At 49.3% G+C, this 12,514-nt stretch carries 13 protein-coding genes; 8 read left to right on the top strand and 5 right to left on the bottom strand.

What is annotated here, in order from left to right:
* Positions 1-124: 124 nt before the first annotated feature.
* The 3 genes from AAH187_RS13800 to AAH187_RS13810 form a co-directional block, all read right to left on the bottom strand.
* The gene (locus AAH187_RS13800) at positions 125-1,615 is read right to left on the bottom strand and encodes a DUF2868 domain-containing protein (RefSeq protein ID WP_342349045.1); all 1,491 of its coding nucleotides are present in this window, start codon (positions 1,613-1,615) and stop codon (positions 125-127) included.
* A gap of 214 nt (positions 1,616-1,829) precedes the next feature.
* Positions 1,830-2,975 (bottom strand): AI-2E family transporter, encoded by a 1,146-nt coding sequence (locus tag AAH187_RS13805; RefSeq protein WP_342349046.1) that lies wholly within the window; start codon positions 2,973-2,975, stop codon positions 1,830-1,832.
* Between the two features lie 182 nt (positions 2,976-3,157).
* Positions 3,158-4,021, bottom strand: a complete 864-nt coding sequence (locus AAH187_RS13810) for a VacJ family lipoprotein (protein WP_342349047.1) — start codon at positions 4,019-4,021, stop codon at positions 3,158-3,160.
* 591 nt (positions 4,022-4,612) lie between these two features.
* Between AAH187_RS13810 and AAH187_RS13815 the strand changes: the two genes are divergently transcribed.
* Positions 4,613-6,235: a sigma-70 family RNA polymerase sigma factor gene (locus AAH187_RS13815; RefSeq protein ID WP_342349048.1), complete on the top strand. Its 1,623-nt coding sequence runs from the start codon at positions 4,613-4,615 to the stop codon at positions 6,233-6,235.
* Positions 6,236-6,313: 78 nt separating this feature from the next.
* On the opposite strand, the gene AAH187_RS13820 is transcribed toward AAH187_RS13815, so the two are convergent.
* Complete coding sequence (locus AAH187_RS13820) at positions 6,314-6,988, bottom strand: pentapeptide repeat-containing protein (RefSeq protein ID WP_342349049.1); 675 nt, start codon at positions 6,986-6,988, stop codon at positions 6,314-6,316.
* A gap of 251 nt (positions 6,989-7,239) precedes the next feature.
* Between AAH187_RS13820 and AAH187_RS13825 the strand changes: the two genes are divergently transcribed.
* Positions 7,240-7,362 carry a hypothetical protein gene (locus tag AAH187_RS13825; protein WP_342349050.1) on the top strand — a complete coding sequence of 41 codons (123 nt, stop codon included), beginning with the start codon at positions 7,240-7,242 and terminating at the stop codon, positions 7,360-7,362.
* A gap of 684 nt (positions 7,363-8,046) precedes the next feature.
* Positions 8,047-8,694, top strand: coding sequence for a DUF2628 domain-containing protein (locus AAH187_RS13830; RefSeq protein WP_342349051.1), 648 nt, complete (start codon positions 8,047-8,049; stop codon positions 8,692-8,694).
* Here the strand turns inward: AAH187_RS13830 and AAH187_RS13835 are convergent.
* Positions 8,691-9,611, bottom strand: a complete 921-nt coding sequence (locus AAH187_RS13835; protein WP_342349052.1) for a hypothetical protein — start codon at positions 9,609-9,611, stop codon at positions 8,691-8,693. The two genes, AAH187_RS13830 and AAH187_RS13835, sit on opposite strands and share 4 nt — an antisense overlap.
* A gap of 62 nt (positions 9,612-9,673) precedes the next feature.
* Here AAH187_RS13835 and AAH187_RS13840 point away from each other — a divergent pair, with 62 nt between their 5' ends.
* From AAH187_RS13840 to AAH187_RS13860, 5 genes are all read left to right on the top strand, one after another.
* Positions 9,674-10,279 (top strand): 2,3-bisphosphoglycerate-dependent phosphoglycerate mutase, encoded by a 606-nt coding sequence (locus AAH187_RS13840; RefSeq protein ID WP_342349053.1) that lies wholly within the window; start codon positions 9,674-9,676, stop codon positions 10,277-10,279.
* Positions 10,280-10,370: 91 nt separating this feature from the next.
* Entirely contained in the window at positions 10,371-10,760 is a 390-nt protein-coding gene (locus AAH187_RS13845; RefSeq protein ID WP_342349054.1) for a hypothetical protein, read from the top strand.
* Positions 10,761-10,831: 71 nt separating this feature from the next.
* On the top strand, positions 10,832-11,125 hold the full coding sequence (locus AAH187_RS13850) for a hypothetical protein (protein WP_342349055.1): 294 nt from the start codon (positions 10,832-10,834) through the stop codon (positions 11,123-11,125).
* Positions 11,126-11,317: 192 nt separating this feature from the next.
* Positions 11,318-12,238 (top strand): Mrp/NBP35 family ATP-binding protein, encoded by a 921-nt coding sequence (locus AAH187_RS13855; protein ID WP_342349056.1) that lies wholly within the window; start codon positions 11,318-11,320, stop codon positions 12,236-12,238.
* A gap of 49 nt (positions 12,239-12,287) precedes the next feature.
* Positions 12,288-12,514: hypothetical protein (locus AAH187_RS13860; RefSeq protein ID WP_342349057.1), on the top strand; the 227-nt coding region annotated here is incomplete at its 3' end.

Raw genomic sequence — 12,514 nt, forward strand, 5'->3', positions numbered from 1 at the left:
AGTGTGACATGGGCCTGATCGAGCACCTGTCCGACGTCGCGACGCAAAAGAGTGCGGGCCAAGGTGGTCTTCCCGATATTGGTATGGGAGATGAGTGAAAGCGTGATGGATGAAGAAAGGGCCGTCATGGCATCTCACCTTTTGTAGGCCACAGAGCAGCTTGGGCCTTCTCAAGTAGCTGGTCGCGGGATGTGTCTTTGGCATCGAACGCCACGATTTGCAGATGGTAGTCGTTGGCGAGTCGTTGCCAGGTTTGTTGACGTCCTCTCATTTGTGCCTGATCAGCCAAGTGCCGATAGGGTTCCTGGTCCAGAACAAGGAGTAAGTGATGTTGTCCGTTACAGGGTTCGATTGAGGTTTGAAGCATATGAAATAGTTCACCGTGCACCTCAGCTTCCGGGGTTTGGGCCAGATTACAGACGAGAACTACCGTTTGAGGTGAGGAGGTTGCCTGCAACCAGGGAACGCTTGCCTGCCCATAAAGAAGAGGGTCTCTCCAATGCAAGGTCGCCTGGTTGCCAATGAGATCAAGGAGACATTGTCCCAAGCAATCTAAAGCGGCCGGGGAGGGTTGATAACTATACGGCACAATATCAATTTGGGTGCCTTGTCCGCGTTCAGTACTCAACAGCTGCAAATAATACGGTTCATTGAGAGGGAGCGTGAAGGATTCGGCGGCTTTGTGTGCGGAGCGTGCGGATAGCCAGGCCAGGGTTATCCGGGGTATGACGATTCCCACGAAGGCCGTCAGTGCCCACATATGAATCCATGCAGCAGCAGAGCCCTGGCCTGGAGCTTGAAGAAGTGCAAGGTCTTCGACGGGTGGAAAAGGAAAACCCAGCAGCCAGGCCGCAGGTCCCAATAGTCCGTGTAAGACAGTTTGCACTTGTGCCGCTGATAAGAAGGTACTTTCCCAGGTGGCTTGATAATCCAGAACGAGTCCACGGACGTACATACTGAGGATGATGCCGAGTGCCAGGCAGGCTGCTCCAATATGCAGCAGATGACGAACACGACTGATAATGAGGGGATGACAGTGTCTCCACCACAGGTTCATAAATCGTTCGGTAGCCTGAATGATCCACTTTCTATCGGCACGTCCAGGTAAGGCAATTTTTGGCCATGGTCCTTTCCCTAACCATTCCGTTGCGGTGGTGAATCCTTTGGACAGGTGATGGAGAAGCGGCCCGCTTAGGTCTTTTCCCAGAAGCGGCAGCAGAATGGTACCCGCATAGGTACCAATGTTCCACAAGAGCAGAATCAAGAGTGGAAAATTTAAGAGATTGACTCGTTGGGACGATCCGAGGCCATTGATGAGCAGGCCGGCAGCAAAGGCCGGTATCGCCACGATCGTGTATGGAATGGTGACCTGAGCGCCTCGAAACGATTCCGTGATCATGGGGTAAGAAGTGGAGAGAAAATTCCAGAGAGATTCCGCCCGATTTGTGAAAAATTGGATAGAACCTTCAGTGGATGAGAGGGATTCGGGGGACGAGCGTTTTTTTGCTTGTTGGGTGGCTCGCTGTCTGGTGGAATGTGAGATGTATCGTGCTTGTGGGTCTGATTGTTCCAGTGCCTGGATTAACAAAATTTTTGATACGGCTCTCGAATTCATGATAGTCGCTATTTTGAAATCTGCATCGGTGACATTTTTAGGATGTGGTGACTATGCAAGGAGCCTGTCAGGAATTGACATACGACCATGACTGATCTGACTGTTGTGTATGTGTAGGAGGTGACGTTTTCTGTTGAGTGATAAATGGCTAATTGCATGGTGTTTGGTCAAGCGAAAGAAGACAGGAGTCCCAGGCATGCTCGTGTGGTATGGGTCAGGAATGGAGGGAAACCGAACCGGCATGGTTTGACTCAGAAGAAGAAGGAACCGGTTGAGTCTCCTGAGATTTATTGTTCACGGATTGGGCAGCGGAGGCCTCAGAATCCAATAGGATGCTGATCCACCGGGTCGAGGGGCTGCTTTCCAAGGCAATTTTCACCACCATGGTCATGGGAACAGAAAGCAACATTCCAACCGGTCCCCACACCCACCCCCAAAATACTAAGGACAGAAACACAACCAGAGTGGAAAGGTTAAGTTTCCTCCCCATTAGTTTTGGTTCCACCACATTACCGAAAATCAAGTTGACGGCTACATACCCCGTGGCTACCAACAACATGCGTCCAAGGCCGAATTGAATGTAACCCAATAGCATTGGCGGGAACGCGGCAATGATAGAACCGAGGTTTGGAATAAAATTCAACAAAAAAGCCAGAAGGCCCCAGATAAGGGGAAAATCAATCCCTAAGGCCCATACCCACAACGCGACAATCACCCCGGTTCCAAGGCTGACAACGGTTTTAATAGCTAAATAATTGTTGACGGCGTCCGTAATTTTCTGGGCCTGAGAGAAAATGCCTTTCGGATCCCCTAATGCGGTTCCCACTTTCTCTTGGAAGCTGGACGCCTCAAACAAAATGAAAATGACGGTCAGGAGAATTAAAAAGGAATTCGTGAGCGCGTTTCCCAACCCGGACAACATTTTGGCTACGAGCCTCATCGAAGCACCCGGATCGATGGATTTCAGTAATATGCCTTTATCAAGTTGGAAACCTAACTCCTGGATCCAATGGATCATGGGCTCGATTTCTTGGGTCAATCGGGCTTGGTAGCGTGGAATGGCTTCTGAGAAATCATCCAGGGAGGTTCCGATTATCAGAATAAACACAACTCCGAGACCGAGAACTCCCAGGACGACACCAAACACCGCCAGTGGGGAAGGAATCCCTTTTTGTCGAAGCCAAAAGACTGGTGATGCAATAATAATGGCAAGAAAGATCGATACGATAAGAGGGACCAGGATGGGCTCAGCAGTCCGCATTCCAGCCACAACGATGATAAATGCTGCGGTGGTCAGCAAGAATCGACCAGTTGGGGGATGGGTGGAGGTTGGTGGTTGGGTATTCTGCTGGTTGGGCATAATGGAAAATTATATCCTGAAGAAACCTTCCCTTCTTTAGGTATGATACCGGTTTTTTGCTTTCCTGTCTTCGAGAACAGCTGTTGGTGCTATGAAAAGGAGGCAGTGGGAAAATGAAATTTCAAGAGGCTCTATCCTTTTGAGTTGTGGCTGGGGGGTGACCAAGATGAGGGGCTTGAGGACTATTCCTGAATGGCCTTCCTTCGTTGCTGGAGATACGCATTCCGGACGGCTCCATATAAATCGAGGGTGCCATCCTCAACGCCTTGAAATTTTTCAAGTGTGATTGCCCGGAGATTCACGGTTTCGCCGGCGACCATTCCAAGCCGTGAAAAGGTGACGGTCGGATCGTGTTGGACCAACCTTGGGGCATCAGCGATTTCAATAAAGGGAAGGACCAGCCAATTAAAAGGGTCAAGGAAGGAGTCCCCGATAAATCCAATCCCATCCCGCAATGTGAAGGGTCCCAGGAATGGAATCATGAGGAAGGGACCAGGCCCCACGCCATAGGATCCCAAGGTTTGCCCCATGTCCTCTTGGGGGGTTTCCAACTCAAACATGATTTTCGCAGGATCAAACAATCCTCCCACCCCAAGGGTGGAATTGATGAGGAACCGGCTCAGCTCAATGCCGGCCCCATGAAACTTCGCCTGGAAAAGATTGTTGAAAAGTCTCGGCACAAATCGAATATTTTGAAACACGTTGGAGAAGCTTTGTTGAACGTCGGGAGGGATAAAGAAATTATAAACCTTGGCAGCCGGCTTCACCACATATTTGTCCAGCCGATAATTAAATTCAAATACGGCGGAATTGACAGGTTCCAAGGGGTCATAGTCCTTGACCTGGGCATGATCGGATTCATCAAAGGGATCAAAAAATTCAGTTTCTTTCTCTTTGCCCTCCGAGTCGAGTCCGTCCTCAAATTCAACCATTTGAATGGCCGGCTCTGATTCCATGCCACCCTGGGTCTTGGTGGATTTGGCATTTCCCGCACATCCAGCAAGTCCTACGGTAAGGCATAGTATCACCCAGATGGACAATCGCATCGTTTCTCCTCTCATGGCAAAGGCTTCTCTTTTTAAATGAAGGTGGAGTCAGTCCACTTCATCCAGTGATTAGAACTCTAAAAAAAACCAGAAATACAGAATAACTTCAATTATTTCAGGGATAAACCGAGCGGACTGTAACAAAATCCCTTACCCAAGCCAAGAATCTCGTTTCTCGTCCCCACATCTCGAAAGACCTGTGACTGGTGACAGGATCCAGTCCTTGCTCGTCTATTTTGGTAAAGGCATGGGGAAGACTGCTGAAGGGTTTGTCAGTTTCCTTAACAAAATATTACAGGAGAAATCTTGAAAAACTTAGATACTGGCGATTCTTTGTCATGATGGACCTCAGGGATCGTAAACCGCCTCGACATTTTCAATAAGGTTTTTCTACTTAGAGGGAAGATGTTCCTCAGTATTGGAGAGGAGGTGGCATTAACGATAATCAATGTGCACCATGTGAGAAAACTTTTTCAGTGGCACTCCCTTTGCTGATTCGTAGCAAGTGACCAATGAGGTTCACGGGGCATCAAGGCCTCTTAATCAGAAGGTCAGATGACCTGAGAACGTTCAATAGAAGGGAGATAAGCTATGAGCCCATCGGTATCGGAACAGAAGCCTTCCTGGAATGGTTCCATTAAACGGGTGAAAAAGCAGGACCGTCATCCTGTCTTGTCTGGCGGTGGCTCCCCTGAAGTGGACAGGTCGTCAGGAATGAGTGACAAGCAACTTCCCCTATACCTAAGGGAAATAGGACAAGTGTCATTACTAGACCGTGATGGTGAAGTTCGTCAGTGTAAGAAAATTGAAGAAGCTCGGCGAAGTATGCTGGAGATTCTATACTCCCTCCCTATGACGTTGGATTATCTTCAAGAACAACGCATGCGGTTGCTGAATGGCGAAATCGTGGCCAAACATATTGTTCAAAAGGAGAAAGAGGAGTATGTCGAGGCCGAATGGGAGGAAGAACCTGCCATTCCAGACATCCAAGCCGAACAGCAAGTAGATGAAGAATTTCGTCAACGGGTAATTCAGCAACTGAGTCACCTTTGTCACTGCGTTGAATTCATGATGACGAAGGACAATGATTCCACTGCCAAGCATGGCGCTTCGACCTCCGTGCAAGCAAGAAAAAAATTGTGGCAAAGTCTTGAAGAAGTGAATTGGCATCCTGCGTTTTCGAAACAGGTGGAAAGCCGCATACGCGCAACGGAACGCCAACTTGGGGAGGTGTTGAAACGATTAGGAATATCCTCTCAAGATATTTTTAATAGTGGCGAGCGAACACGGGAGATGAGCCGGGAATCTCCTTCCGCCAGAAACACTACCGGAGAGACATCCGCAAGTGCCCATCGCTTGGCCCTGGAAGCCGGGGAACACCTCGTCTATTTGGAGCAAGAAGTTTTGCGCATGTGCTTTTCCGAGTTTCTCGCCCGGGTTCGGCAGTTAGACCAAGCCAAGATCCGTCTGCATTTCGCCAAGGAGGCGATGTTGGAGGCAAACTTACGCCTGGTTGTTAGTGTTGCCAAACGATATGTGAATAGAGGCCTCGATTTGCTGGACCTCATACAGGAAGGCAATATTGGCTTGATGCGTGCGGTGGATCGTTTTGAGTATCAACGAGGCTATAAGTTCAGCACCTATGCGACGTGGTGGATTCGACAGGCGGTCACCCGGGCATTGGCCGATCAATCAAGGACCGTGCGGATTCCGGTGCACGTGTGTGATGTGCTGACTCGAGTGCGACGAACGCTGGAACGGTTAGCGGTGCAATTGGGGCGTGAACCGAAATTAGAGGAGCTCAGCGGCGCAGTGGATATTCCTCTGGATAAACTGTCCACGATGTTGGAAGCGACAAAAGGGACGCTGTCGCTGGAGACTCCCATGGGCGATGAAGACGGGTCGCCTCTCTCGGATCTCCTGCAAGATCATGCCGCCGTTTCTCCATGTTATTCGGCTGAACGAGTGGATCTCCAGGAAAAAGTGACTTCCTTATTAAGGACTTTAACCCCTCGGGAGGCACATATTATTCGGCGACGCTTTGGAATTGGAGAGCTTGAGGATGCCACTCTTGAAGAGATCGGCATTGAATTCTCTGTGACCCGAGAGCGAATTCGACAAATTGAGGAACGGGCGTTAGCCAAATTGCGTGAACCCCAACGAAATGTGGTCTTGCGTAAATTTTTTCAACCATCCGGTCCAGCCTTAGGATAGCCTGATACTTTTGGTGAACGTGCTATGTCGAACCGAGAAGGTGATTGATTTCGGAAGGGAACAAACTAGGAAAGGCCATTAAGGAAAAAGGGGATCACCGGGGGGTGGGGAAGATTCAGTCATTGAAGATTCGTGGTGCCCAAGACTACTGTTGAAATTAGCACCCGCTATCTGGGCATTGAGGAAGGTCGTGCCATTGAGATTGGCCTGTTGGAAATCGCTTTCATACAAGTCACTGTCCTGAAAATCGGCCCAAGCGCAGTCTGAGCAAAAAAAGTTTCCCTCCCGAATTTGAGCACGAACGAATGTGGCCCCGCGAAGCGTCGCATGCTGAAAATCGGTTCCTTGAAGGTCCGCATGCTGGAAATCCGCCCATATAAGATCGGCTTGTGAGAAATTCGCCCAGGCTAATTGGGCACCCCTGAAACGGACACTTCGCAGATTCGCGCCTTGAAAATTTGCGCCACGCAGGTTGGCCCCCTCAAAATTTGCTCCAGGGAGGTGGGCTTCTTGGAAATTAGCATTCCGAAGATCCTGGTGCCGGAAGTCGGCCTCGCGAAGGTCAATCTGAAAAAAATCTTGAGGACTTGGTGGAGTGGTGTGGGTAGACTGTTCGTCTTCAGATTGTCTTTTTTGTCCGATTCCAGCCTGCTGGGAGCGTCTCCAATTCTGATGGGTGTGGAGAAGAAGAGCCCGGTCCTCTTCAACCTCGTTGAGAGGGGGCTCCAAGGGACGGTCTTCAATTGGTGCCATAAAGAAATGCCTTGAAAAGACAACGGAAAATAAAAAATGAATTGACCGGGAACAATGAACAATAGATCACGATGAAACCTTAGCGAAAATGACAACAAGGGTCCAGCCCAAAAAGAGGATCTGGAGGGATCAAGGAAACTTCATTAGGGGATACAAATACTACTGCTCTTTGGGCATGAAAAATGATCGAAGAATGTTCCCAAATGTTTCAATGGCGGACGTCGCAGGAATTGGCCATGTGGAGATGTGATATGGAATTGATCATTTTTGTTCTATGGACGGTGGTGGTGCTATTGGGCTATCAGCTGTGGGCGCTGTGGAAAACACATGGGTCATTTCTGCAAATTCTGAAGGAACTTCCTGATCGTATTTGATCTGGCGTAGGAGTGATAGGCGTTAGAGAGCTGAAGAACAATCAAGAGAAATTTTATCGTTTTGAGCAGCAGGTCCATGTTAGGAAGGTTTCAGGGACCACGGTCGAAAAATTCGCCCAGCATTTTCAAGAATGTTTTCAAGAAGTGGAGGTCTCTGTTGATTGCCTTGAGCCTTTTGATGACTCACTCTCTGCCATGGACGCGACCCCGGTCGATCATGTGGAAAGGCCTTCGTTTCACCCTCAGCGATTCCATTTAGTTCCAGGCAGGAGTGGTGCCGAACGAAGATGTGGAGGATGATCAAGTCCAGGCCAAGGCGCCGAGGCCATTTTGTCGCAGGTGTTTGAAGCGATTGGTGGGGAGAATTCGCGTTCAGGTTTCAGGTGTTCCAGCGCAATGCCACAAGTGTGGACTATCCTGGAGCATACATGAACTCGACTATCCAGAAATGTTCTTTTGGGAGGTCAAGCCCATGGTGTATGGCATGCTTGATCGAAAAGTGAGAATGAGTCGAAAGGTTCAATGCTAAGTCTTCATGGTGAGTGTAAAGGAGTACAGATGGAGTCTGGTGATTTTTTGCTACCAGACAGAACTTGTGTGGGTGTAGTTGGGATGCTATAACCGACCACTATGCTTCCTTGCCCTTCCTGTTCACAGGACAATCCGGATACCGCGAACTTTTGTTTGCAGTGTGGACAAGCACTTGGTTCCCCTTCTTCGGAGACTGCCCCAGAGGTCAATTCTGAGGGACCCGGGGTCAGGACACCTCCCACTCAATCCCAATTGTGGGAAACGTTCATCGGTCCAAGTAAATCCATTCAATTTTCCGTCAAGACCGGGTGGGTGTGGCGCTCGGCTTTTTTGTACTACAAAGAAAAGTTTGAAAATATTGAAACCCCTCAAGGTCCACGATTTGCGCTCAGTTGGAACTGGCCCGCCGCGCTGTTTGATTCGTTTCTTTGGTTTTTATATCGAAAGATGTATCTGTTTGCATTGTTATACGCTGTGGCCCCGGCTCTGGCCATTTTTATGACTGGGGATGTGATGGTGGGAATTGTGTCAAGAATATTGGCAGGAGCCAGCGCGAATTACTTGTACTATTGGCATGTGAAAGACAAGGTACAGAGAATTATGGCGATGCCCAATCTTGATGATACTGGTCGTGCTCACCTCATTCAGGAGGAGGGTGGAGTCCAACCTTATGTCCTCTGGCTTGGGGTGGTGCTGCATATGCTGATGCTTGGTTTATTAGTGGCGACGATTGTGCAAGGGCCTCCGGTGGAGGATCCTCTTGGTGGAACGGAAGGACGGCCTGTTCAAAAATTCTTTTAGGAGAGAGAATTGGGATTCTTGATGGTTGGATGGCCCTGGGATTGATTTGAGGCGGTCTGCCAATTGAACCAGGCTCGAAACCAATCATAATCAGATTGGTAGGCGGTAGATTTGGCGTCCCCCTGTTTTCCTTTTTCCGTCAAGAGGGTGTAGGTCCTGGGCCAATTTTTTGTCCACCAGGATTTGAGGGCTTCAGGTGAGCAGGGCTGATCGTCTGACTGAAAAATATTTGCGGCATCAACAATCTGGGCGATGAGCTTCCAAGCTCGATCTTTTCCCAAACCCAAATTTCGAAAATGTTCCCGTAATAAAAAGACTACCCATAATTCGGCACTGTGTTTTTTGTTGTGCTTAAATGGTTGTGTTTGACGAAGGGGAATCGGGTCAAAATTTTTGATGATTGAGGTATAATCGGGGCCTCCATACTCTCCCACCACTTCTGCAATACCCTCTAACATGTTGGCCAATTCGACTTCAACTTCCGATCGGGGGGAGTCAGCGGGCATCGCTAGCGGACTAGGTGTCGTGAGCATATCAATGACGGGCTTGAGTTCTCTGAGGCGACCGACTGCAGCCTTGAGGATACGTTCCGACTCCAACCAATAGTCGGAATCGTTTTTGGCAGTTCGTTCCTGTCCTGCGGGGGGAAGGACCGCGGGAATCCAATGCCGGATGAGTGTAAATAGGATATAGTCCAGATCACCGCCTTCCTGAGCTGCCCGATCCAAGGCATTTTGCGGCCCAAGGCCTTGGCGGAAAAACTGTTCTGTTCGATCTGCGACGCCATGTCGGCCAGCCAATGCGGTCCACCAGCGTGCGAATTGTTCCAATTTATGTTCGTCAGAGGCCATATCGTATCGAAAGAAGGTAAAAAATTTCTGGTCATGGTACGATTCGGTGCGAAGCAATGCAAGCAAGAATAGGTCGCATAACAATGCTGAAGAGGCAATCACGAGAGGGAACGAGGGAGGATAACTAGATGGCTCAGTTGGTGTTAATTCGTCATGGCGAATCTCAGTGGAATCTGGAAAACCGTTTTACGGGCTGGGTCGATGTTCCATTAACTCCGAAAGGGGAGCAAGAAGCCCGCGATGCGGGTAAGAAGCTTAAGGACTTTCGATTTGATTGTGCATTTACCTCGGTGTTGATGCGCGCCAAGGAAACCCTACGATTGGTTCTGGAAGAAATTGAACAGACGACGATTCCCATTGAGGAAAACAAAGCGCTGAATGAGCGGATGTATGGAGAGCTGCAGGGGCTCAATAAAACAGAAACGGCACAAAAATATGGCGACCAACAGGTGAAGATTTGGCGGCGGAGCTTTGATGTGCCTCCCCCTGGGGGTGAAAGCCTGAAGGATACTGCCGAACGAGTCCTTCCCTACTATGAAAATCGGATCCGGCCGGCTCTATTGGCAGATAAAACGGTCTTAATCGTGGCCCATGGCAATAGTTTGCGGTCATTGGTTATGCAATTAGAGCAATTATCAAAAGAAGCCGTGCTTGAATTGAATATTCCGACGGGTGCACCATTATGGTATGAATTGGCCACATCAGGGGAGGTAACCGGCCATCGATATTTGTAAGTGAGCCAAAGCGCCTTGCCAAAATCTCTAAAACGCAATTTCAAGGCATCATTTGGCGGAGGAAATTGCTTTATACCTGTTTGGTTGAATCATGGTCGTCATTTTTCTTTTCTTTATTGCCGGGTTGTGGATGGCCGATGGTGTGGCCTTGTTGATTGCGCCGGAACGCATGATTGCCACACTGCGACAGTCGCTGATTGTGGCGCCAGGGTTTATAAAGTGGGGCGGCGTTGCAGCCTTATTGGGTCTTCTTCTGTTATTCGGAACCAGAGGAGTTCCCTACCAACCTCTTTGGATAATCGTGGGCCTGAGTATGGTTGCGAAGGGCATTTTCCTGTATGCCGGATCTGATCGTTGGCGGTTACGGATTGTCAAATGGTGTTTAGAGCGGGAGCTAGTCGATTATCGCATTTGGGGACTGGGGTTATGTGCCATTTCTGTCTTGCTTTTAGATGCGTTGGGCTGGGGAAAAGGACCGTAGCTTGTTGAAATGGTGAGGACAATCTGATGCGGCTATGCCAAAATCATCACGAATCACGATATTGAGGGCATATGACAGATAGTGATCGGGAGAAGCTGTGCGCTACCTGGCAGGTTCATCAATCTATGGATTGGCCGGACGGGTTGGGGAGTCATGAAGGGCAACTCATGACGTTGGATACAGTCATTGGAGGATGTTTGACCTATTACGTTGACGAATGTCATCTTGATGAACCACGGATTGAAATCTTACGTGATTGTCTTGCTGAGCTGGAATCTATCGTCCCCGACCTAACTGAAGCCACGAGTGAATATTTCAGACGCTTGCAATTTCTTGGCGTGACCCTTCTTCAAGATTTTTCCTAAATCCATTTCGACCTTTCCTTTCGCTCTTTCCGGTCATTTTCCGTTGAATACTGAATGAGCCTTCTTTATGGACAATTAAGGCTTTCTGACTTTCATGGAAATGGTTTTTTGACTGGTTTGACGCTGGAAAAAATGCTGTGGTACCGTGGTTGCTGGTTTCTACCTATTGCCTGTCACAGTAAGGTACCGACAATGAGTCAACAAAATGACCTGAAAACGATTCTGAATAAACTTCATTATTCCGACGATGCCAAGGTGGTGGCGCAGATTTCGGCCCAGACCAAATCGGTCATGGCACGGATGAAGGGTATTCGCCGCAAGGTGGTGGTGATGAGCGGCAAGGGCGGGGTGGGGAAAAGTATGACCACCGTGAATCTGGCGTTGGCCTTCGCGCGAATGGGCCAACGGGTGGGATTACTGGATGTGGATATTAATGGGCCTTGTGTCCCTCAAATGCTGGGGATGCGCGGGAAGGGCTTATTGGATACCCCGGAAGGGGCGGTGCCGCCGACCGGTCCGTTAAATATTAAAGTGGCGTCGATGGATTTTCTCCTACAAGAAAACGCCCCGGTGCGGTGGAAAGGTCCCATGGACCTGAGCCCGGTTTGGTTGGGTATGACCGAAATGAATGTGATTCGGGAATTTCTCTCCGACATGGTTTGGGGGGAATTGGACTATTTGTTGGCCGACCTGCCCCCAGGAGCGGCAGCCGATAAGCCACCCCTCTTGGCTGGACTCATTCCTGATTTAGCGGGGGCGGTGGTGGTGACGACGCCTTCCGAGGTTGCCTCGAATGTCGTCCAAAAATCCATTGCCTATGCCCAGGAACTGGGTATTGAGATTTTGGGGGTGGTTGAGAATATGAGCCAGTACCGCTGTCCCTCCTGCGGGGAAGAAAGCCCCTTGTTTGAGGGGGATACCGATTCCATGTGTGAGGCATTGGGTTTGCCGCTCTTAGGACGCATTCCCTTTGATCGAAATTTTGCCCGCACCTTTGATAAGGGGGAACCGATCCTGGATGGAGACAATCCCACAGCAGCCAAGTATCAGGACATTGCCAAAAAAGTTCATACATTGTTGGATTATCAACAGGTTTTAGACGGGAAAGTGTAACGGCTCGAAGCGATCGTTGGCTTTCGCCGACGTTCAGAAGGGAAACGATATGAAATTTGTCTGTCTCAAATGCGAAACCTATATGACTTTTGAAAAAGTCGAAAAACCTGCTGAAGGCTCACTAGGGGTCTTTTTTGAATGCCCTTCCTGCCAATCGCGGTTTTCGATGGTGACCAATCCAGGCGAGACCCAGATGGTCTCCTCTTTAGGCGTCCAGTTGGGTGGGAGAACGGAAGCGCCCAAACCGTTAGAAATGACTCGTGGAGGGTTAGAGGA

It is taken from the genome of uncultured Nitrospira sp. (assembly GCA_902500695.1).
Classification (GTDB): Bacteria; Nitrospirota; Nitrospiria; order Nitrospirales; family UBA8639; genus Nitrospira_E.

What these genes read in the sequence shown, in the direction of transcription:
- AAH187_RS13820 (WP_342349049.1), bottom strand. Translation starts at nt 6,988, where the DNA reads ATGGCACCAATTGAAGACCGTCCCTTGGAGCCCCCTCTCAACGAGGTT.
- AAH187_RS13805 (WP_342349046.1), bottom strand. Translation starts at nt 2,975, where the DNA reads ATGCCCAACCAGCAGAATACCCAACCACCAACCTCCACCCATCCCCCA.
- AAH187_RS13850 (WP_342349055.1), top strand. Translation starts at nt 10,832, where the DNA reads ATGACAGATAGTGATCGGGAGAAGCTGTGCGCTACCTGGCAGGTTCAT.
- AAH187_RS13855 (WP_342349056.1), top strand. Translation starts at nt 11,318, where the DNA reads ATGAGTCAACAAAATGACCTGAAAACGATTCTGAATAAACTTCATTAT.
- AAH187_RS13815 (WP_342349048.1), top strand. Translation starts at nt 4,613, where the DNA reads ATGAGCCCATCGGTATCGGAACAGAAGCCTTCCTGGAATGGTTCCATT.
- AAH187_RS13800 (WP_342349045.1), bottom strand. Translation starts at nt 1,615, where the DNA reads ATGAATTCGAGAGCCGTATCAAAAATTTTGTTAATCCAGGCACTGGAA.
- AAH187_RS13810 (WP_342349047.1), bottom strand. Translation starts at nt 4,021, where the DNA reads ATGCGATTGTCCATCTGGGTGATACTATGCCTTACCGTAGGACTTGCT.
- AAH187_RS13845 (WP_342349054.1), top strand. Translation starts at nt 10,371, where the DNA reads ATGGTCGTCATTTTTCTTTTCTTTATTGCCGGGTTGTGGATGGCCGAT.
- AAH187_RS13840 (WP_342349053.1), top strand. Translation starts at nt 9,674, where the DNA reads ATGGCTCAGTTGGTGTTAATTCGTCATGGCGAATCTCAGTGGAATCTG.
- AAH187_RS13825 (WP_342349050.1), top strand. Translation starts at nt 7,240, where the DNA reads ATGGAATTGATCATTTTTGTTCTATGGACGGTGGTGGTGCTATTGGGC.